This window comes from Streptomyces sp. NPDC111507 (assembly GCF_055638955.1).
The window spans coordinates 1-20,802 of record NZ_JBVKBU010000029.1; the positions used below are offsets into that span (position 1 = coordinate 1).

Annotated in this window: 17 protein-coding genes and 6 pseudogenes; 11 read left to right on the forward strand and 12 right to left on the reverse strand. The window is 68.3% G+C overall.

Annotated elements, in window-relative coordinates:
* Window positions 1-466 precede the first annotated feature (466 nt).
* Window positions 467-790, reverse strand: a pseudogene (locus ACZ7M2_RS49780) (DUF5926 family protein); the annotation flags it as partial.
* 142 nt (window positions 791-932) lie between these two features.
* Here ACZ7M2_RS49780 and ACZ7M2_RS49785 point away from each other — a divergent pair.
* From ACZ7M2_RS49785 to ACZ7M2_RS49800, 4 genes and pseudogenes are all read left to right on the forward strand, one after another.
* Window positions 933-1,469, forward strand: coding sequence for a GNAT family N-acetyltransferase (locus tag ACZ7M2_RS49785; RefSeq protein ID WP_471600943.1), 537 nt, complete (start codon window positions 933-935; stop codon window positions 1,467-1,469).
* Between the two features lie 161 nt (window positions 1,470-1,630).
* The gene (locus ACZ7M2_RS49790) at window positions 1,631-1,849 is read left to right on the forward strand and encodes a helix-turn-helix domain-containing protein (RefSeq protein WP_471600990.1); all 219 of its coding nucleotides are present in this window, start codon (window positions 1,631-1,633) and stop codon (window positions 1,847-1,849) included.
* Between the two features lie 243 nt (window positions 1,850-2,092).
* Entirely contained in the window at window positions 2,093-3,874 is a 1,782-nt protein-coding gene (locus ACZ7M2_RS49795) for a serine/threonine-protein kinase (protein WP_471600944.1), read from the forward strand.
* 42 nt (window positions 3,875-3,916) lie between these two features.
* Window positions 3,917-5,006, forward strand: a pseudogene (locus tag ACZ7M2_RS49800) (IS630 family transposase).
* Window positions 5,007-5,246: 240 nt separating this feature from the next.
* Here ACZ7M2_RS49800 and ACZ7M2_RS49805 read toward each other — a convergent pair.
* Window positions 5,247-5,801, reverse strand: coding sequence for a hypothetical protein (locus tag ACZ7M2_RS49805; RefSeq protein WP_471600945.1), 555 nt, complete (start codon window positions 5,799-5,801; stop codon window positions 5,247-5,249).
* Window positions 5,802-6,011: 210 nt separating this feature from the next.
* On the opposite strand from ACZ7M2_RS49805, the pseudogene ACZ7M2_RS49810 reads away from it, so the two are divergent.
* A pseudogene (locus ACZ7M2_RS49810) lies at window positions 6,012-6,777 on the forward strand (IS5 family transposase).
* A gap of 331 nt (window positions 6,778-7,108) precedes the next feature.
* On the opposite strand, the gene ACZ7M2_RS49815 reads toward ACZ7M2_RS49810, so the two are convergent.
* The 5 genes from ACZ7M2_RS49815 to ACZ7M2_RS49835 form a co-directional block, all read right to left on the reverse strand.
* Complete coding sequence (locus ACZ7M2_RS49815; protein WP_471600946.1) at window positions 7,109-7,774, reverse strand: hypothetical protein; 666 nt, start codon at window positions 7,772-7,774, stop codon at window positions 7,109-7,111.
* A 168-nt stretch (window positions 7,775-7,942) separates the two neighbouring features.
* Window positions 7,943-9,562, reverse strand: a complete 1,620-nt coding sequence (locus ACZ7M2_RS49820) for a carboxylesterase/lipase family protein (RefSeq protein ID WP_471600947.1) — start codon at window positions 9,560-9,562, stop codon at window positions 7,943-7,945.
* 15 nt (window positions 9,563-9,577) lie between these two features.
* Window positions 9,578-10,216 carry a GOLPH3/VPS74 family protein gene (locus tag ACZ7M2_RS49825; RefSeq protein WP_471600948.1) on the reverse strand — a complete coding sequence of 213 codons (639 nt, stop codon included), beginning with the start codon at window positions 10,214-10,216 and terminating at the stop codon, window positions 9,578-9,580.
* A gap of 114 nt (window positions 10,217-10,330) precedes the next feature.
* The gene (locus tag ACZ7M2_RS49830; protein ID WP_471600949.1) at window positions 10,331-10,990 is read right to left on the reverse strand and encodes a response regulator; all 660 of its coding nucleotides are present in this window, start codon (window positions 10,988-10,990) and stop codon (window positions 10,331-10,333) included.
* On the reverse strand, window positions 10,987-12,156 hold the full coding sequence (locus ACZ7M2_RS49835; RefSeq protein ID WP_471600950.1) for a sensor histidine kinase: 1,170 nt from the start codon (window positions 12,154-12,156) through the stop codon (window positions 10,987-10,989). Before ACZ7M2_RS49835 ends, ACZ7M2_RS49830 begins: the two co-directional genes overlap by 4 nt.
* Window positions 12,157-12,439: 283 nt before the next feature.
* On the opposite strand from ACZ7M2_RS49835, the gene ACZ7M2_RS49840 reads away from it, so the two are divergent.
* Entirely contained in the window at window positions 12,440-13,084 is a 645-nt protein-coding gene (locus ACZ7M2_RS49840) for a dihydrofolate reductase family protein (RefSeq protein ID WP_471600951.1), read from the forward strand.
* A gap of 107 nt (window positions 13,085-13,191) precedes the next feature.
* Here ACZ7M2_RS49840 and ACZ7M2_RS49845 read toward each other — a convergent pair whose 3' ends face one another.
* Window positions 13,192-13,731, reverse strand: a complete 540-nt coding sequence (locus tag ACZ7M2_RS49845; RefSeq protein WP_471600952.1) for a HEAT repeat domain-containing protein — start codon at window positions 13,729-13,731, stop codon at window positions 13,192-13,194.
* A 122-nt stretch (window positions 13,732-13,853) separates the two neighbouring features.
* On the opposite strand from ACZ7M2_RS49845, the pseudogene ACZ7M2_RS49850 reads away from it, so the two are divergent.
* Both ACZ7M2_RS49850 and ACZ7M2_RS49855 read left to right on the forward strand, forming a co-directional pair.
* A pseudogene (locus ACZ7M2_RS49850) lies at window positions 13,854-14,231 on the forward strand (transposase family protein); the annotation flags it as partial.
* 916 nt (window positions 14,232-15,147) lie between these two features.
* Window positions 15,148-16,056, forward strand: coding sequence for a GNAT family N-acetyltransferase (locus ACZ7M2_RS49855; RefSeq protein ID WP_471600953.1), 909 nt, complete (start codon window positions 15,148-15,150; stop codon window positions 16,054-16,056).
* Between the two features lie 102 nt (window positions 16,057-16,158).
* Here ACZ7M2_RS49855 and ACZ7M2_RS49860 read toward each other — a convergent pair whose 3' ends face one another.
* Complete coding sequence (locus ACZ7M2_RS49860) at window positions 16,159-16,767, reverse strand: SMI1/KNR4 family protein (protein ID WP_471600954.1); 609 nt, start codon at window positions 16,765-16,767, stop codon at window positions 16,159-16,161.
* 196 nt (window positions 16,768-16,963) lie between these two features.
* Between ACZ7M2_RS49860 and ACZ7M2_RS49865 the strand changes: the two are divergent.
* Window positions 16,964-17,374 (forward strand): annotated as a pseudogene (locus ACZ7M2_RS49865) (hypothetical protein); the annotation flags it as partial.
* Window positions 17,375-17,744: 370 nt separating this feature from the next.
* A complete protein-coding gene (locus ACZ7M2_RS49870) occupies window positions 17,745-18,656 on the forward strand; it encodes an ADP-ribosylglycohydrolase family protein (protein WP_471600955.1) in 912 nt (303 codons plus the stop codon).
* Between the two features lie 296 nt (window positions 18,657-18,952).
* On the opposite strand, the gene ACZ7M2_RS49875 is transcribed toward ACZ7M2_RS49870, so the two are convergent.
* The 3 genes and pseudogenes from ACZ7M2_RS49875 to ACZ7M2_RS49885 form a co-directional block, all read right to left on the reverse strand.
* Complete coding sequence (locus ACZ7M2_RS49875; RefSeq protein WP_471600956.1) at window positions 18,953-19,369, reverse strand: HNH endonuclease; 417 nt, start codon at window positions 19,367-19,369, stop codon at window positions 18,953-18,955.
* The gene (locus ACZ7M2_RS49880; RefSeq protein ID WP_471600957.1) at window positions 19,366-19,539 is read right to left on the reverse strand and encodes a hypothetical protein; all 174 of its coding nucleotides are present in this window, start codon (window positions 19,537-19,539) and stop codon (window positions 19,366-19,368) included. The genes ACZ7M2_RS49875 and ACZ7M2_RS49880 overlap by 4 nt, the downstream gene beginning before the upstream one ends.
* A gap of 220 nt (window positions 19,540-19,759) precedes the next feature.
* A pseudogene (locus ACZ7M2_RS49885) lies at window positions 19,760-20,111 on the reverse strand (hypothetical protein); the annotation flags it as partial.
* Between the two features lie 207 nt (window positions 20,112-20,318).
* Between ACZ7M2_RS49885 and ACZ7M2_RS49890 the strand changes: the two are divergent.
* Entirely contained in the window at window positions 20,319-20,765 is a 447-nt protein-coding gene (locus tag ACZ7M2_RS49890) for a hypothetical protein (RefSeq protein ID WP_471600958.1), read from the forward strand.
* Window positions 20,766-20,802: the final 37 nt, after the last annotated feature.

Sequence of the window (20,802 nt, forward strand, 5' to 3'; positions counted from 1 at the left end):
AACGCCGCCCCGAAGCGCTCGACGGCTTCATCACCGAGACCGGACTGCGACTGGAGCCCCCGTAACCCCGTCACCCCACCCTTTCAACCTCAGCGGCACAGGTGACTCCGGCGGAATCACCGAGCCGCATTTCATCGTCGTCACGGGGGACGACAACCACGTCGGTGTTTCGGGCCAGGACAGTCACGTCGGATCCGGTCAAGTCCCCTCCATCTCGTGAGCTTCAGCGGAATGCGACATACGACGTCCGCCGGAACGGCACCAACGTCGGGACGTCGGTGCCCGTCGGGGCGATTCGAAGCTGTCCAGGCTGCTCGCTCCGACGGGCTTCTTTGCGTGGTTCAGAGGAGCACGAGATCGCCGGTTCGCAAATTCGATCTGGGCTTTCCAGGCACCGATGTGCCCATCAAAAGCGGGACTCGTGACAGGAGTTACTCCCTCCGCGCGATACGCGCGTGCAGTGAGCCCCGTGAGCGCGGAAGGATCCCACGAGGCGTGCGCCTTCGCACAGGTTCGGTCGGCTCTCCACATGGACTCATGCGAAGACGTCCAGAAGCTGCTCCGGCGGGTGCCGCATGACCCGGCGCAGGTGATTTCTGTCCGGCGACTCGCATCAGTACGCGGTATCCACGCCCGTGAGCTGTGCAGTAGGGATTCCCGTGGCGTTCGTCCGCTCCAGGGAGGCGGCCGCCTCCGGCGTGGCGTTCTCCGGGTCCAGGACCCAGAACTCGAAGCTGCTCTGTACAAGTGGCTCGAACGCGCCTCAGGGATCGAGTAGTTCCTGCAACCGTTGAATCGATTCCAGCCACTTTCCGGGGGTGAGGGACGTTCACCGTATTCGACAGTCCGGTAGGGGCTCCGGAACAAAGCCTTCTCACCAATAGGCCATCTCTGCAGCTCCTGCCCGGTGGGCGTGCGATAGGTTGCCCGCCATGACTGAGCTTGGACCCGTCTCCTGGCCACCTGCCCCGATAGAGACCGAGCGGCTCGTGCTCCGTGAGCCCGAGGCCCGGGACCGTGCGGCGGTCATCGAGTTGCTGGCCTCGCCAGAGGTGGGCACCTACCTCGGTGGGCCCCGGCCGCGTGAGGAGCTCGAGCGCGCGATGCCCGGGACGCCCAGCCGACGCCCCGGCCGTTTCATGGTCGATCTCGACGGAGCGATGATCGGCCAGATCACGCTCTACAGAGAAACGGGGCACCTTCGTCAGGCTGCCGGGAAGGCCGAGCTCGGCTACCTGTTCCTGCCGGAGGCGTGGGGTCGGGGGTACGCCGCCGAGGCGTGCGCAGCAGCACTCGACTGGTTCGCCGGCGCGCTTCCCGGCGAACCAGTGGTGCTCGCCACCCAGACCGCCAATGTCCGGTCGATGCGCCTCGCGGCAAAGCTGGGGTTCACCGAGGTAGAGCGGTTTGAGGCCTACGGCGCCGAGCAGTGGTTCGGCATGTGGTCCCCGGTGACGCCGTCCGATTGAGCTAGTGTCCTGAGTCGTTAGTTTGCTTGCGGTTATAGGGTGGGGTGGTGCCTGGTCCGAAGCCGTTGTCGCTGGAGTTGTCCGATCACGAACGCCAGGTGCTGCGTGGCTGGTTGCGTAAGCGGACGGCGTCCCAGGCGTTGGTGTTGCGATCGAGGATCGTGCCTGCGTGCGCGGAGGGCCTGCCGAACGCACAGGTCGCGGACGATCTGGGCGTCTCGCGAGAGACGGTACGCAAGTGGCGGTCCCGGTTCGCCGCGAACCGGCTGGAGAACCTGGCGGACCGACCGCGTTCGGGGCCACCGCGAAGGATCACCGACGAGCAGGTCAGGGCCCTAGCTAGTCGCCAGAACGCTCGGCCAGGCGCCACCGACGGGTGATTCGCACTGGTCGACACATTCGACGGCCGAGGCGGAGGGCATGTCGCAGTCGGCCGTCTCGCGGATCTGGCGGGCGTTCGGCCTCAAGCCGCACATCGTGGAGACCTGGAAGCTGTCGACCGACCCGCAGTTCGTGACCAAGGTCCACGACGTGGCGGGCATCTACCTCGCCCGCCGGAGAACGCTCTGGTCCTGGCGGCAATTGGCCGACGTCACCGCCCCGAGGGTCAGTAGGGTGGGTTCATGCCGAAGAACGAACCGTTCATCATCGACGGAGTCACTTACGAGCGCGATTCAGCTCCGGGAGAGGGCGGATCAGCCGTGGTGTGGAAGGCCCGCCGTAAGCCCGACGGTCAGGTGTTCGCAGTCAAACGGATTAAGAAGGACCGCGACGCGGACTCCGCTCGCAACAAGCGTTTCAAGCAGGAGATCGAGTACGGGCAGACATCGAGCCACCCGAACGTCGTGAGTATCCACGCGCGCTCAGAGGACGCGAACTTCTTCTACTACGTCATGGACTTCTACCCTATGACGCTGCGAAACGTGATCAACGACGAAATCGATGCTGAGGTGCTTCTCGACTACGCGCGCCAGCTCTGTGATGCGCTCGCGTACGTGCACGGCGACGGCATAGTGCATCGCGACATCAAACCTGAGAATGTCCTCGTCGACCCTGATGCGCGTCGGCTCGTCCTGGCCGACTTCGGCATCGCACATTTCAAGGACTCCTTGCTCACGAATCGCGGGGACCTCTTGGTGAACCGGAACTACCTTGCTCCCGAGCAGATGGTGAGGAACAACGCCCTCGGTATCGGCAAGCCGGCGGATATCTTTGCACTCGGCCTCGTCATAACCGAGATGTTCACGAAGCAGAACGCCCGAGGGCGCCGACACGCGCTTGTGCGCGACCGCTACCCCTTCCTGGCCGACCTCGACCTGATCATTGAACAGATGCTGCTCCAAGATGAGGCGCAGCGGCTCCGAATCGACACCGTACGCGGCATGCTTCGGGTAACCCTTCAGCGGCTCGACTCGGCAATCGAGGAGATCTCCGATGATCTGCGCCCCAACGAAACGTCCGCCGACAGCTCGTCCGGGGAGGTCGAGCGGATCCTCGGTCGTGCCGCCAGAGACGTCCTGTCGGCGAAGCATGTCTTCGAGCGGGTCGCCGACGGAGAGCTCGACCGATTCAACCTCAACTATCACTGCGAGGTTGCGTACCGGGTGAGCACGGAGCTGTTCAATACATGTGCTCAAGCCGTTATATATTCCTCGTGCAAGGCGAAGTTCGACTATGAGGGCGCCGGGCGGTGGGACGAGAACGACGACGCTCTCGTGATGTCGGCCGCCAAGTCGGGACTCCAACGCGAACTGGAGGAGATTCTGGCTGATTTCCCCCTCCCTCAGTCTTCGCGCTGGGACGGTCTGCCACGGCGGTCGGCTCACTTGTTCCGGTTCTGCAAGGACTACCACTGCGAAGAGCTGCTGACGAGCATCCGTGAATCTGTCTACGGTGAAGGCAATGGCTCGTTGCGGGCGAATCTGATCAGCGCCCCGGTCCTCTGGATTACCCGCTGGATGCGTATAAAGCTGGACACCGACTACCTGGAGTTCGACAAAACAGTTCGCGAGGACATCGGTTTCGAGCGCCACCTCTCGGTGCTCTGGGACGAGACGCTTCCGTTGGATTCGGCCCGAGAAGCGGTGGGAGCGGATCTGTTGACCGAGCCGCTCAACGCCGACGACGTCGCCGGCACACTGCAGGCGCTTGAAGCGAAGTGGGATGTCTCCGTGGGAGAGCTCGTAGACGGTGGGTACTCGGTCATGTTCCGGTCACGCAACACGTACCGCTGCTTCCGCGACGAGGCGCTCGACCTCGCAGAACCGGGCTCAGTATTCGAAGCCGACGTCCTCAATCTGCTCCGCCCTGAGGCGGAGTTCGACGACCTCGTCGCACTCACATGGGATCGGGACTTCGACGTAGCCATCACGCTCGGGAAGGTCCTCGGCACCCCCACGCGCTAGTGCCCTGAGTCCAAAGTTCAAGGGCGGTCATAGGATGGGGTGGTGCCTGGTCCGAAGCCGTTGTCGCTGGAGTTGTCCGATCACGAACGCCAGGTGCTGCGTGGCTGGTTGCGTAAGCGGACGGCGTCTCAGGCGTTGGTGTTGCGATCGAGGATCGTGCTGGCGTGCGCGGAGGGCCTGCCGAATGCGCAGGTCGCGCTCGATCTGGGTGTCTCGCGGGAGACGGTGCGCAAGTGGCGGGCCCGATTCTTGGCAGATCGGCTGGAGGGCCTGGTGGACCGGCCGCGCTCGGGGGCTCCGCGGAAGATCACGGACGAGCAGGTCGAGGCCATGGTCGCCAGAACGCTGGACCAGGCGCCACCGACGGGTGATTCGCACTGGTCGACGCGTTCCATGGCCCAGGCGGAGGGCATGTCGCAGTCGGCGGTCTCGCGGATCTGGCGGGCGTTCGGCCTCAAGCCGCACATCGTGGAGACCTGGAAGCTGTCGACCGACCCGCAGTTCGTGACCAAGGTCCGCGACGTGGTGGGCATCTACCTGTCCCCGCCGGAGAACGCTCTGGTCCTGGCGGTGGACGAGAAGTCGCAGATACAGGCCCTGGACCGGACCCAGCCCGTGCTGCCGATGGCGCCGACCACGCCGGCGAAGATGACCCATGACTACGTCCGGCACGGCACCACCAGCCTGTTCGCCGCCCTCGACATCACCTCCGGCTCGGTCATCGCCCAGCACTACCGCCGCCACCGCCATCAGGAGTTCCTGCGCTTCCTGAAGGTCATCGACGGCGCCGTTCCAGGCAATATCGAACTGCACCTGGTTCTCGACAACTACGCCACCCACAGGACCGAGCCGGTCAAGAAGTGGCTACTCCGTCACCCCCGCTTCCATCTGCACTTCACCCCCACCTCGGCGTCCTGGCTCAACCTCGTCGAGCGCTGGTGCGCCGAACTGACCTGCCGCTAACTCCGCCGCTCGGCCCACCACAGCGTCGCCGAACTCGAACGGGACATCCGCGGCTGGATCAACGAGTGGAACAAGAATCCCAAGCCGTTCGTCTGGACGAAGACCGCCGACGACATCCTCGACACCCTCGCCGCATACTGCACACGAATTAAACGACTCAGGACACTAGTGCTCGACAGCGCGGATCCATGAGGCCACCGATCGGTCGTAGGCCTTGGCGCGGCTGCGGCGACGGCTGTTCTGGTGCTCTCCGCTCGTATGGAATCACCCCTGAGCAGCCTGGGTTTTTTCGACCGACTGTCGGTGCGGGGCTTTAGCGAGTCAGAGTCAGGCGTCGGGTCATCATGGTGATGAGTGCCCAGTTCAGGTGGGCTTCGGATTCTCTGAACCAGGCACGGCTGCTTGCCACTCAGGGAGTGTCTGTTGACGTACCGACGGATGCTGCGAAGGCCGCGAGGGTCGTGAAGTCGTCGTTTCGCAGACCAATCCGCGGATTGACGTGGTGGAGCAAGACGGGTGCGCGGTGGTTGGCAGACACATGCGCATGATCCGCGTCGCTCTGTTCGTCGTCCACCCAGGCGAACGGTCGGCCGTTGGCGTACTCCACCAACGGTGCGGACTTCCAATGAACTCCATCAGGGCGCTCGTTGAGCAGGGCGTTACCGAAGTCCACGAACGGCAACTCGGGCAGACCGAGCACGGGTCCTATCCACTTGTTCGCATCACTCATCCAGGTTGTGGCCCAGCAGATCTCGTAGCCGAGAGCCAACAGCGCCCGCCCGTGGTCGGGGTTGAGCCACACCCGTAGTGGCCTCATGCGGGTCCGCAGTCTCCCCGGCTCCCCGGTTGCCCCGCTCTGCTGTGGGACGCGGAGTGTGGTGTAACCCGCGGGGCGCTTCTCAGGTTTCGCCGCATACGGATTCAGGGGTCCGTCGACGTCGAGGAAAAGCAACGGCCGACTCATGACACCCCCGAATCGTGCTCCCGATCTCTTGAGTCGCCGAAGCGTATCCGTCTTCGTGTGTCGCTGTCGCGTCCGGCGATCTGGGTGAAGCCGGGCATCCCGAGATCGACCGCCGTGGCCGTGCGCGCTGTGGCGGCGGCCATCTGGGCGGGCTTGTCCTCAGCGCCGACGAGGCTGGGCTCGCACCGCGCCAGGCAGTACTGCCGAAACATGACACGACACCGCCCATATCCCAGCGACCTGTCCGATGCCCGCTGGGAACTGCTGGAACCCGTTCTGTCAGCCTGGCGGGCCGAGCGAAGAAGCAAAATCCTGGACATCGGCCGTCCACCCGAGCACGACCTGCGCCCCATCATGGACGCCATCCTCTACGTCGACCGCACCGGCATTCCCTGGCGCTACCTGCCGTACGACTTCGCACCGCGGGAAACGGCCTACGGCTACTTCGCCGCCTGGCAGAAAGAAGGCATCTTCGGCCGGCTCAATGGTTCGCTGCATCGCCGGGTGCGGGAGGCCGAAAGCCGCGACGGTGAGCCAAGGTGCCTGCGTGCTGGACGCACACAGTGTGAAGACCTCGGCGAACGCGCCCGCGGCCGGCCAGGGCATTGACGCCCGCAAGGAAATCGCAGGCCACAAGCGCCATATCGGAATAGACACCCTCGGTCTGCTGCCGGCTGTCCGGGTCACCTCGGCGAGCGTCTCCGACAATGCCGGCGGCATGCATCTGATGTCTCACATCGCCGCCACCCACCCGCGCGTGACCAAAGCGTGGGCCGACACCGGCTACCGCACCAAAGCCATCGACCACGGCGCCCACCTCGGCATCACCTTCGGCTGACTGATGCACCACCGCCGACTGGCCCGCGACCACGAAACCCGCCCCCGCCGCTGCGAAGCCACAGTCCACGTCGCGGTGATCAACCTCATGAGCCGACGCCTCACCCTCGAATCCACCCCGAACTGGCGCGGCACCTGAACCTCGAACCAAATAGCCCTGTCGGGACAAAACGCTCTTTTTAAGACAGCCCCTCGGGTGGGGCGGGTAGGACTCGAACCCACGGCCGGCGGTTTGTGAGTCCTCGAGGATCTTGGCGGCGCTTGTCGATCGACGCCCATTCGCTACGTTTTTCAGGTCAGGCGGAGTGAGTCGGGTCGCACCCCTCGGTCCTGGTCAGTCTGCTCCTACCCTTGTGTCCCGAACTCGTCCCGAACACGCACAGGATGGACGGCCGCCAGGGGCGTGGGGGCCGGGTCGGCGGTTCAGTCCAAGGCAGTTGGCATCGCGACCGTCTTCTGCGCAGGCGGCATCAGGACTGCAGGGCTGGGGAGCCGGCATGCACACGTCGTGCGGCGCTGCGGTAGGTGGAGATGCCCAGGGCGAGCATCCAGTAGCTGAGGATCGCGCCCATCAGGGCGGTGGTGCCCCAGCCGTTCGCCGCGTAGAAGTGTGCGGGGTTGTTGCCGAAGAACAGGGACGGCACGAAGACCAGGTTGACCCCTGCCAGGGCGAAGGCAGAGCGGCCGGTCCAGGGCGGCAGCAGGTTCGTACGGGAGATGCCGTAGCCCACCGTGGTCAGGAAGAGGGCGAGCATGAGGCGGCCGATCGACCCGTAGAGGATGTAGGTGCCGCTGACCGTGACGGTCGGGTCGATCGGGTGGTCGGCGGCGATGACCGCGCCGGCTTCCAGCCCGCTGGAGACCAGGGTGATCGTCACGTAGACCAGTCCGGTGGCGAAGGCCATCGTGCCGACCCATTCATAGGCCGGGTTCGCCCGCTTGACCAGTTCGCGGAAGGCCGTCACGAACACGATCAGGAACGCCAGCGCGACGATTCCGATCAGCAGCCTGGCCAGGACGTTCGCGTCCGGCGGCGGGCCGGAGTAGATGAAGTACAGGGGTACTTCGACGATGAAGGCGGCTGCGGTGGCGATGCCGGCGAGGCCGGTCAGGCGCCTGGCGACGGTTTCGTTCATGGGTGTCCCCCTGGGTCGGTGTGGTGGGCTCCTCGTCGGTTCGTCGCCGGCGAGGTGCGTCGGTTCGTTGCCTACGACATGGATCCTGCCGCCCGCCGCGCTCCTGGTCGCTGGGCCTGAACACCGGATGAGGGGTGGTCCTACCTCCACCCCTGGCGTACACCGTGGTCATCCGAGGGCGTTCCAGAACGCGCAGTGGTGGCGCTGCCGCACCGTGCGGGTGGGGACGATGCGGTCGGGCGCCAGGGACAGCACCGTCTGCCGGGACCAGTGCGGCGACGACGGGCCGTTCGGGTCGGCGGTGCGGGTGAAGCGGGCCCAGTAGTCGATCATGGTGTCGGCCAGCCGGTGCTGTGCCGCGGTCAGGTCGCGGGGGCGGCCGCCCAGGTCGAACAGGTAGGGCAGTTCGCTCGCGTGCGGTGCGCCGAGCGGGAACGGCGGTGTGCCCGAGGTGAGCGGCGGGGCGTGTTCGTCGGCGAACTCGTAGCGCCATACGGGAACTTGGGTGGCGAGGAGGTCGTCGGTGCGTTCCGTCGGGCAGGCGAAGTCCGCGTCGCCGATGACCGCGCCGAACACGGGGCCCCCGTCGGTGCGGTGCACCGGGTACTCGCGGACGATCGCCTTCGCCTGCCCCAAGGACTGCCCCGGGGAGGGGAAGAAGGCGGCCACGATGTCGGGCCAGGTGTCGGGGGTGACGGGGTTGCCGGCCTGGATGATCCCGGCGGCCCAGCCATTCCCCTCGTCGTGGTTGTTGCCGATGAGGACGGGGACGTGGTGGAAGCGGCCGACGGTGATCGCCGCCGCGGGGTCGACCGGCAGCAACGGGGTTGCGTAGGCAGGCTGTTGATCGGTGTCCTGGGCCGTGAGCAGACGGGAGACGTCTACGCGCCTCAGGCAGGCCAGGACGTCGCTGGCGGAGCCGCAGCCGACCTTCGCCGCGAGGTCCGCGCCCGTGGCGCGCGCCGTGGACAGGGGGACGGAGGACGGGGCGAACGGCCGGTCGGGGCGCCCTGTGCACGGACCGCTCTCGATGATCGCCCGGTCGAAGAGCCCCGCGGCGGCGGGTGAGGCGAGCTGCGCGCAGACGCTGTAGCCGCCCGCCGACTCGCCGGCCAGCGTCACGTTGTGCGCATCGCCGCCGAAGGCGCCGATCTCGGCGCGGACCCAGCCCAGCGCCGCCTGCTGGTCGGCCAGGCCGAAGGTACCGGAGCCGGGCAGCCCGCTGTGCGCGAGGAAACCGAGGGCGCCCAGGCGGTAGTTGACGGTGACGACCACGACGTCGCCGCGCGTGGCCATGCGGTGGGCGTCGTACGAGATGCCCGCTCCGGTGGTGAAGCCGCCGCCGTGCAGCCATACGATCACCGGCCGGGGGCGGGTCGGTCCTGCGCCGTCGGGCGTCGTGACGTTCAGGTGGAGACAGTCCTCGTCGGTGCTGCCGCCGGGCACCTCGCCGGGCGGCTGCGGGCAGGCGCTCGCGGGTCGGGTCGCGTCCCGTACCCCGGGCCAGGGGATCGAGCGGTGGGGCGGCGCCCAGCGCAGCCCGCCGACCGGGGGCGCCGCGTAGGGGATGCCCTCGAAGGTGCGGTAGCCGTCGTGGGCGGTGCCCCGCACCGGGCCGTCGTGGGTGAGCACCGTCGTGGCGGAGGTGGGCCGAACGGGCTCCGTCGTGCGTACCGTCGTGGCGGTGGGCCGGGTGGGCTCCGTCGGTGGCGCCGCGGACCAGGCCGCCGCGAGGACGGCGGTCAGGGCGCAGCCCAGTGCGGTGGTCAGGAGGCGGTGCATGCTCATTTTCTCCCCGTCCGGTCAGCTGCCGCCCATGCCGCCCTGTGCGGCGATCATGGTCATCGGCAGAGCGCGTACTGCTGTCTCCAGGCCGGGCGCGAGGGCGGCGAGACGCCCCGTGCAGGCGTCGATACGAGCCCGGAAGGTCTTCTGGTCATGCCGTGACACGACCGAGCGGATGCCGCCCGCCGCGGCCAGCGCCAGCAGCGCAGCGTCGGCTGTGGGGATCTCGTGCACAGATCCGTCCCCGTGCAGCGCCGCGGACGCGCGGGCGCGGAGTGCGGCGGGCACGGCGCGGTCCGTCACGGTCAGCCGCCGTGCGCCGAAGCGGGTGCGGGGCACCTTCACGGTGAGGAGTCCCGCCGCGGCGAGCCGGTCCTCCACCTCCGTCAGGGTCCGCTTGCGGTGGCGGCGTACTAGTGCCTTCCAGCCGTGTCCGGCGGCGGCGTCGCGCAGAACGCCGTCCAGGACGGGGTCTCCTGTCGGTTCCGTGCCGGACACGGTGACCGTGCCGCGGTCCTCCCTCAGCCGACCGCGCGACGCGAGGTCGACCAGGGCGGCGGCACGGACCAGCAACTCCGTCCGAGAGCGGTCGTAGGGGCCTTCGGCCGCGTCGTCGTGGGCGAGCAGATACATGAGGCAGGCCAGGTCGTCGATCACAGCTCGACGGTATGGCCGCGCACCCCGGCAACGGATCGGCCACGGGAACGGCCTGGCACTGGGAACGCAGGAGGATCGCGGCCCGGCCTCATCCTTGAGGAGGAGACGGCGATGTCAGGGGCGGCGCGGCCGCACGAGGCCGTGGTCGTAGGCGGCGACGACGGCCTGGACGCGATCGCGCAGGCCCAGTTTGCGCAGCACCGCGGTGACGTGGTTCTTGACAGTGGCTTCCGACAGGCCGAGCCGCTGGGCGATCTCCGCGTTCGACAGCGCCTGCCCGATCAGGGTGAGCACCTCCCGCTCGCGGCCGGAGAGGTCCTGCAGGGAGGGCGGCGGCGCCAGGTCGGGTGTGGTGCGCAGGAACCGGTCGAGGACACGGCTCAGCACGGTCGGCGCCAGCAGCGCGTCGCCGCGCGCGGTGAGGCGGATCGCTTCGACGAGTTCGGCAGGGCGCATGTCCTTCAGCAGGAAGCCACTCGCCCCGGCCCGCAGGGCGGCGACCACGTGCGCGTCCACGTCCCAGGTGGTCAGTACGAGGACCCGGGCCGGACTGCCGCACTCCACGATCTGCCGGGTCGCCTCGATGCCGTCCACGACGGGCATGCGTACGTCCATCAGCACGACGTCGGGCGCCAGTTCCCGTGTCCGCCGCACCGCCTCCCGACCGTCGGACGCCTCACCGACCACCTCGAGGTCGTCCCGGGCGTCGATGATCATGCGGAATCCGGTACGGACGAGGGCCTGGTCGTCGGCCACCACCACGCGCAGCGTCATGACGCGCCCTCCGTCGGCAGCCGCGCCGCCACCTCGAACCCGCCTCCGGGCAGCGGACCGGCGCGCAGGCTGCCACCCACGAGCCGTGCCCGCTCCTTCATCCCCACCAGACCGCGCCCCGTTCCCGCCGCGGCCGAACGCCCCTGCTGTGTACGCCCGTTGTCGACCACCATGACCCTCACGCACTCCCTTTCGGCCGTCACGCGCACACTCAACTCGGTGGCACCGGCCGCGTGGCGCAGCGTGTTGGTGAGGGCCTCCTGGACGATCCGGTACGCCGCCAGGTCCACCGCGGCCGGCAGCCCGTCAGTGGGGCCCTCGCGGTGCACGTGCACGGTCATTCCCGTCGCGCGCACGGTGTCGGCCAGCTCGTCCAGGCGCACAAGTGAGGGCCCCGGCTGCCGCTGTTCCCCGGCCCCCTCCTCCCCCGTATCGGCCCCGAACGCACGGAGCAGCAGGCGTAGTTCACCGAGCGCGGAGCGGGCGCCCGTATCGATGGCCCGCAGCGCCTGACGGGCCTGTTCGGGCCGTTCGGTGAACACGTCGTCGGCGGCCCCCGCCTGCACGACCATCACCGACAGGGTGTGCGCCACGATGTCGTGCACCTCGCGCGCGATCCGCGCACGCTCCTCCACCACAGCCCGGCGCATCTCCGCCCTCGTCCGCGCCTGCTGTGCCCGGCGCCACTGCCCCGCGGTCCACGCCAGGACCACCGTCAGCAGATAGACCGCCAGCCCCGCGATGCCGCCCGCCCCGAACGCCAGCGGTGCCGGCAGGCACATCGCCACGAGCGCCCGCACCGATACCCGCCGCGGTCTGGTGGCCGACAGCACGCACAAGGCGAACTGCGCCGCGAGCAGCGCCCCCGTCAAGGTCACCGCGGGCAGCAGCGCCCACACCGCGAGCCCCGTCGCCGCGTTCGCGGCCAGTACGGCGACCGGGGCGCGCGCCTGCCACCTCAGGGCGCAGGCCTGCGAGAGGACCAGAGCCACGGCCACGGGCAGTCGTCGGCCGTGTTCCGTGCCGGCGACGAGCACCGAGGTGCCGAGGACGGAGAGCACCAGGCCGGCCGTCCCCCACCACAGCGCACGGGCCGCACGGGGCGACAGTTCACCCCGTGCTTCCTGGGCGAACGAGTCGTCCGGCTGTCTGCTGCTGGGGGCCACGTTCCGACCCTATCCAGAAGGAGCGCATCGGCGGCGGTGACCACGGTGACGTGGCGGTTCCGGCACATCCACTGCGCTCATCAGGCTCGTACGTCTCACTTCTGGACCTACTTGAGTAATCACCGTCGTCGTCGGGCAACTGTGGGTCTGCGCGGCACGCGAGCAGGGGGGGTATCGCTGGAACGCAGCGGCGACAGCGGCTGGGTGCCGTCGCAGCGATGAGTCTGCCGGTGCCCACAGGTCTACCTGCCGACCGAGACAACCAACTCATCGGGAGTAAGGCATGGGCCTCATCCACATCGAGCTGTTCGCGACCCTCGACCTCGTCGGGCAGGCGCCCGGCGGCCCCGAGGAGGACCCGGTGGGGTTCCCGTTCGGCGGCTGGCAGGCGCCCCTGATGGACGAGGTCTCCGGGGCGCAGATCGGTGCCGCGTACGAGGGCACGGACGCCCTCCTGCTCGGCCGGCGGACGTATGACATCTTCGCCGCCTACTGGCCGTACCAGGAGGGCGGCGAGGACAACGAGATTGCCACGCTCTTCAACAGCGTCCCGAAGTACGTGGCCTCCCGCGGCAAGCCCAATCTCTCGTGGGCCGGGTCCACTCAGCTCGGCCCTGATCTGGCCGGCGCGGTGCGCGAGATCCGTGACCGGCACCAGCACGTGAAGGTCGTCGGGAGCCTGAACCTGGTGCAGACCCTCCTGCGCGAGCAGCTCTTCGACCGACTCGACCTCTGGGTGCACCCGATCGTGCTCGGCGTAGGGAAGAAGGTGTTCGACGGTGGCGCGGTGCCCACGAACGTCACGCTCCTCGAACTGCCGGTAGCCGGCCCGAAGGGCACCGTGTACCTGCGCTACGGACTCGCCGACGGCACACCCGCGACGGGGGACATGAGCGCACCCGATCGCGGTGCCGGGCGCGACGACTGAAGCCGCCCCGCGCCAGGTGCGTCCGTGTCGTCGGCGATGAATCCGTCAAGTCGCCGCCGTCACGCAATGGTCTGGCGGGCCACGGCGCCCTCAAGGAAGTCCCGTTATCAGGTCGCGGGCGGAAGAGTCCGTTCGTAGATGGTCCCGCCGGGTGTGAACCAGCCCGCCTTCTTCCGTACTGCGGGGCTCGGGTCGTTGGCGTGGGACGCCTTCAAGGCGGCAAGGGCGCGTACATCGGAGTGCGCGAACTTGCCGGCGAGTTCGGCAGCCCTGGCCCGGACATGCGGGTCGGGGTCTGAAACCAGGTGGTGCAGCGCGGGTTCGAGGATCTGGTCCGGGCCCGGTGCACAGGTGTCGCCCTTGCACCGGTCACAGGCCAGAGCGTGGAATGCGGCGATCCTGACGCGGGCGTCGGGGTCGTCGGCCATGGCGAGGAGCTCGCCCATCGACTCAGTGTCGACCAGGTGATCGAGAAGGCGGCAGCAGCCCTCACGGATGGTCGGATTCTCGTCACGCAGCCCGGCGCGAACGGCGCTCAGCGCGGTCTCCCCACGTCGCAGCAGCTCGCGGTACGCCACAACGGTACGCTGAGCGTCGCCCAAGCACGCGACGAGGGTTTCGTTGTCGGTCCTGACGAATCCGAGCATGACCTCAGTTTCGAGTCACGACGTGCATCGCGGCAAAGGCTTTTCCCACGCCTACGAGGCGGAGGCGGCCCTTGCCTTCGAAGGTGCCCAGTGCGTGATCTTGCAGGGGGGATGCTCGTCACGTGGCTGGTGTGATCACGGCGTCGCAGCCGTCCTGGACAGCCTCGTTCGTCGAGTTGACCTCGCGTCAGTTCGGCCAGCCGATCGCAGCGTTACGACGCGAGGGGCGCCGACCCGGTGCGCAAGGGCCGACCCTGGAGCCTACCGCTGGAGGACCGGGTGCTCCTGGTCGCCGCCTACTGGCGGACCACCCTCATGCTGCGCCAACTGACGCCGCTGTTTGGGGCGTTGCAGTCGGGCGCCAACGCATCATCAACCACCTCCGGCCCTTGCTCGCGCTCCTGCCACGCAAACGGTTCCGCAGGGACACCGTGCTGACTGTTGCCGGAACCCTGGTCCCCACCCGCGACCACCTCACCACCATGGGATCCCGCAGTTACCTGACCTTCGGCCGTCAGCCGGCCTTGCTGCCACCCAATCTCGCCGCACTCGTCCACCAGCTCGCCGAACAAGCAACCCCCGGACGCCGCCCCCTCATCCACCGCGACACCAGTCCCTAGCTGCTCCCCAGCGCCCAGCCCAGAACCCACTTCGACCCCGACCGCCTGGCCACCCTCCTCAACGACCGGCTCGGCGTCTTCGTCCGGCCCGCCCGCGGCGGCGCACGGTGCGAACTGGCCGCCGACCTGCCGGCGCCGGTCCTCCCCGAACTCCTCAGGCTGCCGGTCGGAACCCCTCTGAACCCCTACCCGCTGGGCGACCCTGGCCGGACGTGGCTGGACCGACTGTCTCGGCGCCCGCGCCGCCGACCGTCGCTCAGGCAGGGGCCGGTGACCACCATGGCAATACACGAGCCCTTGCCGCTGCCCGGCAGGCCGATCTCCAGCTCGGCGTCAGACGCCGAGCAACTCGCCCTGCTTGGCGCGCCGCAGCCGGTCAAAGCCCCCCGCGAATCACTGTCCCCCGCGCAGCTGTGGCGTTCCTGGTTCAACGATCCGCTCGTAGTCGCGAGGGTCGAGGCCAAGCGATACCGACGCGCGGAACGCCAGTGCTGGCCGTGGCCGGCTGCGGTGTCATCGACAGGCCATGGCTCCTTGCGCGCCGCGACCCTGCCCGGGAAGTCGCGTCGGGGCACCGTCCCCGCCCATCCGTTCGCGTTCCAGTTGGCCCACGGCGTGATACCTCGGGAAGAATGCCGTTGTAGCCGATTCGATCACGCTGTTACGCTGCGTTCGCGTCCTCGATCGCAAAAAGGAGGTGGGAACCGTGAGCCGACTGACTCTCATGTGCTCCCACCCCGTTCCGAGGGCGCCGAGGATCTGAACGGGAGCATGTCGCTACCCGAAAGGACCTCCCATGACCGATCTGGTCATCCGCCCCCTCGCCGCAGGCGAGGAAGCGCTTTTCGAATCTCTGCCCGATCCCGGTCTGGTCGGCTTTGCCGCCTTCGGCGACACCTACAGCGAGATGGCCGCCGCCGGTGAGTACCGCCCCGAGTGGACCTGGGTGGCCCTGCGCGACGGCGTCGTCGTCGCACGCGCCGCATGGTGGGCCGGGCCGAAGGACGACAGCCCACTCGCCCTCGACTGGTTCGACTTCGTCGACGTCGGCGCGGCCGTAGAACTGCTCCGCACCTCGCCACTGCATGCCCAGTACTCCCTCAAACTGCGGCCCGGCTGGCGCGACATCCCCGCGGTCCGGGAGCAGGCCCAGAGCCGGATCGACGCGGCCGTCGCCGCGGGTCTGTCCCCTCTGGTCGAGCGCTTCCGCTACCGCTGGACACCGGACTGCGGCGTGCCCGCGCGCCCTGGCCGCCTCGAATTCCGTCCCGAGCCCGACGACACGGCGGTCCTCGACGTCTTCCGCCGTATCCACCAGGGCAGTCTCGATGCCCATGTGCGCCGCACCATCGTCACATCCGGACTCGAGGCGGCCGCCCAGGAAGAACTGGACTATCTGCGCTGGCTGCCGAGCCCGCGCGAGTGGTGGCGCCTGGCCTACAACCCCGCCGGGGAACTCGTCGGCCTGAGCGTCCCCGGCCACCACTACGGTGACCCCCTCATCGGTTACATCGGCGTGGTGCCCGAGCACCGCGGTCACGGATACGCCTATGACCTGCTCGTCGAGGCCACACACAAGCTCGCCGACGAGGGCGTGGACCGTATCGTCGCCGGGACGGACCAGACCAACGTACCGATGGCCGCCCACTTCGCGAGGGCCGGTTACCCGATCGCCCAGGAACGCATCGACCTGATCCAGCCCTGAGCCCGCTCGGCAGAAGGCGGATGCGGGATTCGGGGTGTGACCACCGAGTCCCGCGCCCCGCACCTGCCGGAATCACACTGGTGAGTTCGTGACTCCGGATTCTCAGTTGCGTGACGGATCCTCTCGGCTGCGGTACTTCCTCAGGGCGCGGTCGAGAGGCGCTCGCAGGGCGGGCGAGGTCAGTTCCAGGTCACGGTTGTCGCGGCCGTCGAGCATGTGGTCGAGCCAGCGTTCGTACCAGGCCAGGAAGTCCGTGGCCGACGAGACGTTGGGGCCCCAGAAACCGTCAGCGTTTCCGGTGACGACACGGCCGGCCAGGGGTCCGGTGATGCCGAGCAGCACCAGGTCGGTGCATCCTGCCTCGATGATGTGCAGGAAAAGGTCGCTTCGGTGCGGCGGACCGTCGGCGAACGTGAATCCCCGAGGACGGCCGGGTTCGCCTCTGGGGTCCATCGTGAACAGCCGACCTGACTGCAACGGCAGCAAGCCGTAGAAAGGCGATGCGCCGCCCCCGCCCAGTGTGGTCAGGAAGATGCGGTAGGGATCGGGCAGTTCGATGTGGTGGTCGGCCTCGAACTCGGCGACCTTCGCCTCCGGCAACTGGGGTTCGAGACGGAACCCGTGCTTCTCCTCACCGAAGGAGTGGCTTCGCAGCGCGGCATAGGGCACTTTGGCCAGCTTGCGTCGGATGCGGGCGATCCGGGAGTCCATGCGAACTCTTCTCTCTGTCCTCCCGCAAACTACCTTCTCACCGGCATGGGTGTCACCAGTGTGATCAGCCGCCTGTAAGTCAGTCGTGCTACGACGCCATCGGCGCCTTCATGGCCGGCTGCCCCAGCTCATGCGGCCAGTAATCGGTGGGTCGACGGCGAGCCGACCACCCACGAGCGTTGGCACGCCCTGGTGACGAGAGGCGTACACCGCCGGTCTCCCCAAGGGCGCCCTGCCCCGCCCGGTCATCATGCCGCTGGTGCGCGGCGAGCTGGTCGGCCCGGTGGGGGGGCGCCCGATCAAGGGGGGTGAGGACGCGCTCACCGGCATTGCGGAACGCGCGAACATCGCTGCGGTGGCCGGCGCGGGCGAGGTCGTGCTCGCCTGGGAGAGTCACGACGTCGCCACCGCTGACAACCTGCCGATCGTCGGACCGGCCCAGTGTCTGAATATGGTCGCAGCCACCTGCGACGCCCACGTCCTGCACCAGTTCCCCTACGCCGAGCATCTCCTATCCCGCAGCCTCGAGGGCGACCACCCCGACCCGTTCGGAGTCACTGTCGTCCTGATGGAAGAGGACGGCTACCGCGTTCACCTCACCGGAGCCGATGAGCAGCTCAGCGCCGAACAACGGCAAGCGGCAGCCGATGAAAGGTCCAAGCTGCGCAAGCTCCGGCACGGAGTGAAGCAAGCGGAGCGGGAAATGGCCCGCCGAACGAAGGACGTCCAGATCGGATTGCTGGCGCTGATCGTCGCTGGCGGCACCCTGCCGACAGGTCTGGGCTGGACCGTCCTGGCCTGGGGCTCCCCCGCGTGCTCGGTACCACGGCATGCGATCGGCGGCTTCCAGGTCCCAGAGCAGGCAGCGGTACTTGTCCTGGTAGTAACCGTGGTCGCCCAGCACCATGTCCGGACTAGAAGCATGTCCGTGCCCAAAACGGAGTGCCCGAGCACCGTCGCGCTGTGATACTGCTCCGATGATCAACGTGCCTACCGCCGCAATGGACTCGCTAAACGGGCTTGCCTTCGGTGACGCCTTTGGTGACCTTTGGTTCGGCATCCTGCGCCGGGACGGCCCGGCCGTCCTTGAGGCGCGGACGCTGCCCCCGGAGCCGCTGTGGCGGTGGAGTGACGACACCGCCCAGGCGCTCGTTCTCGTCCGCGAACTCGCCGAGGGCGGCGGCACCGTCGATCAGGACCGCCTCGCCCTGCGCTTCGCGGCCGCCTACATCGACGACACGCACCGCGGCTACGGAGCTTCGATGCATGACGTGCTCCGTCGGATCGGCGCGGGCGAGCCCTGGCAGGAGGTGGTCGCCGGACAGTTCGGCGGCCAGGGTTCCTGGGGCAACGGCGCAGCCATGCGCGCCGCCCCGCTCGGCGCCTGGCACGCCGCCGACCTCGACACGGTCGCCGAGGAGGCCGCCCGCCAGGGCGCGGTCTCGCACCACCACCCGGAGGCGGTCGCCGCGGCGGTGGCGGTCGCCCTCGCCGCGGCGCTGGCAACGCGCAGCCGGGGCGGGAACACTCCGGCACGGCCCGACTTCCTCCAGGCAGTCGCCGAGCGACTCCCCGACAGCGACGTCCGGTCGGGAGTGCGGAGCGCGGCCCGGATGCCGGAGCGCACTTCCATTCGGCACGCCGCGGAGGTCCTGGGCTCCGGCTACAGAATGTCCGGGCCCGACACCGTCCCCTACGCTCTGTGGTGCGCGGCGGGGCACCTCGACGACCTGCACGAGGGCCTGTGGTGCACGGTCGCCGGGCGCGGTGATATCGACACCACCTGCGCTATCGCGGGCGGGGTGATCGCCGCCCGCACGGGAGTCGCCGCTCTCCCCGCAGCCTGGCACGCAGCCCGGGAACCGCTGCCCCCAGTCGTGTCGGAGTAATGGGGCACGACCAGCGTTGTCGCGGGCGAGAGCGGACCGCACCACGCTGCTGAGGCTCCCGCCGGGCCGGCCTCTCCGCCCCGCAACGGCCGTGTCCGTGCCGGCGTCCGGACTGCCGCCACCCTTCACCTCCAGCGCAGCGCGAGTTCGTTGGCGCCTCGACCCACTCCGGCGGACCTGTTCATCCGACAGGTACTCGAAAGGCATGATCAGTGATGCGAAAACTCATCGTCCAGCAGTGGGTTACCTTCGACAACATCAAGGGGTAGGCAGGTTGAAGCCCCGCCGCGCCAGGGCTACAGCCGATACCGGGTCTCGAACCACTCCCGGCGTGTCCGATCGGCGATTTCCGTGGCCACCGTGTCCAGGTCGTCGAGCAGCCCCAGGACCTCTTCGTGGACCGAGAGGTACATCTCTCGCAGGCTCATGCTGCTGTCGTCGCGACCACTCCGCCCTTGAGGGGTGCCGTTGCCGGACCAGCGGATCGTGAGGTCCATCCCGATGAACCAGGCCAGCGGGGTCTTGTCCCTCTTTCTCCGATTGCAGTCGTGACAGACCGGCACGAGGTTCGTCAGTTCATCCGCGCCTCCGTCGGCGAACGGAATCACGTGGTCCATGGTCTGTGAGCGGTCACCGCAGTACATGCACTCGCCATTGTTGGCCGCGAGCACTGCGAGCCATTCCCAGATCATGAACCGCCGACGGCGCCTCATCCTGTCGTCGTGGGGACCGCCACGTCCACGTCCGTGCATCCGGCGACCCAGGAGGCCACGAGGTCCTGGCCGTACTTCTCGCCGAGGTCCTGCCGCTCCCACCCGGCACGGCACCCCGCCTGACCCGGTAGCGCTTCCACCGGGGACGCGCCACCGCGAGCGAGCGCCATGTCCCTCAGCAACTCCCCCACTCAGGTGCCGGCGTTGCGGACATTGATCCACTCGTCGACCCGCTGTGGTACCTGGGCCTTGATGCGGTCGCTACGCTCCTGCGCCGACTCCTCCGAGCCACAGGCCGCCGTTCCCCCGGCAAGAGCCGTAACCAGCGGGAGGGTTGCAGCCCATCTCCCCCTGTCTCCCCGTGATCGCGGAACTGGGTGCGGTCCGCACATCCGCCCGTTGCCCCTGCGTGACGACCAGAGACAGCGGGCGGCAACGGCCGACCGCGCTCAAGTGGAGCTTGCTGGTGAACCCGCCCCGCGAGCGGCCCGGGCCCTCACCTCCCGCACCACCTCCGCCAGGCGGGCCACCAGATTTCGCCATGCGGTTTCGCCCTGATGTTCCAGCGGTACAGCCCCCTTTGAGACGCGGTGCCGGCGGCGGATCGGAAGCGGGCGCCGGCCGCGTGCTGATGCGCGCGGACGATGGTGGAGTCCACGGAGACGTCCCAGTCGATCTCACCCGCGGCGTCGGCCGCAGCCTGGACCTGCTGGAGTAACCGTTCCCAAGTCCCGTCCGCCGACCGCAGCCTGTGGCGTTCGTAGACGGTCCCCAAAGAACATGAGGCGGTCCGGGAGGGTCAGGTGTGGCTGGTAGAAGGTTGCCGTTGACGGCTCTGGAGGAGTGGCCGCCCGGTCCTGCGGGACGCTCCGGCCACTGACTGAGAGCTGCGGATATCGCTGGTTGGGGACCTGTCGGCGGAGTGTTCCTTGGGCCATGCAGGTGCCTGATGATGGACTTCATATCCGTCGTCCACATCGCGACCAGCATCCCCGCCAGCGGAGAGCACTGGGGGGAGCCGACCGTAGCCACCGTCCTCCAGGTCCTCGACGAGCCGTCCGTGACCGACACCGACGACTCCGGCGCATCGACCACGACCGGTTCGCCGATCATCGGCCCAGCCGGAGTCCGACTGCCGATCGACCCAGCGGCCGGCCAACCGCTACCCGTGCAGGTCAGCACGGGGACGTTGTGGCAGTTCAACGACAACGGACACATGGACGTCCTCGACACGTCAGACCGACTCGCCGAACTTCGTCCCGCGTCGATCACATCCTCAACCGGATCGCAGCGAACAGCCGCCTCACCGCCGCCGGCCTCGGCACTCGCGACCCGGCCGCGAGCTGACGGTCCTGGGTGCGAGAGAGAGCAGCACCACACACTTAGTTTCAAGTGAAACAGTCTCGAATGCACATATGGCTGTAATGTGACCC

What these genes read in the sequence shown, in the direction of transcription:
- ACZ7M2_RS49845 (WP_471600952.1), bottom strand. Translation starts at nt 13,731, where the DNA reads ATGCTCGGATTCGTCAGGACCGACAACGAAACCCTCGTCGCGTGCTTG.
- ACZ7M2_RS49830 (WP_471600949.1), bottom strand. Translation starts at nt 10,990, where the DNA reads ATGACGCTGCGCGTGGTGGTGGCCGACGACCAGGCCCTCGTCCGTACC.
- ACZ7M2_RS49890 (WP_471600958.1), top strand. Translation starts at nt 20,319, where the DNA reads ATGATGGACTTCATATCCGTCGTCCACATCGCGACCAGCATCCCCGCC.
- ACZ7M2_RS49815 (WP_471600946.1), bottom strand. Translation starts at nt 7,774, where the DNA reads ATGAACGAAACCGTCGCCAGGCGCCTGACCGGCCTCGCCGGCATCGCC.
- ACZ7M2_RS49875 (WP_471600956.1), bottom strand. Translation starts at nt 19,369, where the DNA reads ATGAGGCGCCGTCGGCGGTTCATGATCTGGGAATGGCTCGCAGTGCTC.
- ACZ7M2_RS49840 (WP_471600951.1), top strand. Translation starts at nt 12,440, where the DNA reads ATGGGCCTCATCCACATCGAGCTGTTCGCGACCCTCGACCTCGTCGGG.
- ACZ7M2_RS49785 (WP_471600943.1), top strand. Translation starts at nt 933, where the DNA reads ATGACTGAGCTTGGACCCGTCTCCTGGCCACCTGCCCCGATAGAGACC.
- ACZ7M2_RS49805 (WP_471600945.1), bottom strand. Translation starts at nt 5,801, where the DNA reads ATGAGTCGGCCGTTGCTTTTCCTCGACGTCGACGGACCCCTGAATCCG.
- ACZ7M2_RS49880 (WP_471600957.1), bottom strand. Translation starts at nt 19,539, where the DNA reads ATGGCGCTCGCTCGCGGTGGCGCGTCCCCGGTGGAAGCGCTACCGGGT.
- ACZ7M2_RS49860 (WP_471600954.1), bottom strand. Translation starts at nt 16,767, where the DNA reads ATGGACTCCCGGATCGCCCGCATCCGACGCAAGCTGGCCAAAGTGCCC.
- ACZ7M2_RS49820 (WP_471600947.1), bottom strand. Translation starts at nt 9,562, where the DNA reads ATGAGCATGCACCGCCTCCTGACCACCGCACTGGGCTGCGCCCTGACC.
- ACZ7M2_RS49795 (WP_471600944.1), top strand. Translation starts at nt 2,093, where the DNA reads ATGCCGAAGAACGAACCGTTCATCATCGACGGAGTCACTTACGAGCGC.
- ACZ7M2_RS49870 (WP_471600955.1), top strand. Translation starts at nt 17,745, where the DNA reads ATGATCAACGTGCCTACCGCCGCAATGGACTCGCTAAACGGGCTTGCC.
- ACZ7M2_RS49855 (WP_471600953.1), top strand. Translation starts at nt 15,148, where the DNA reads ATGACCGATCTGGTCATCCGCCCCCTCGCCGCAGGCGAGGAAGCGCTT.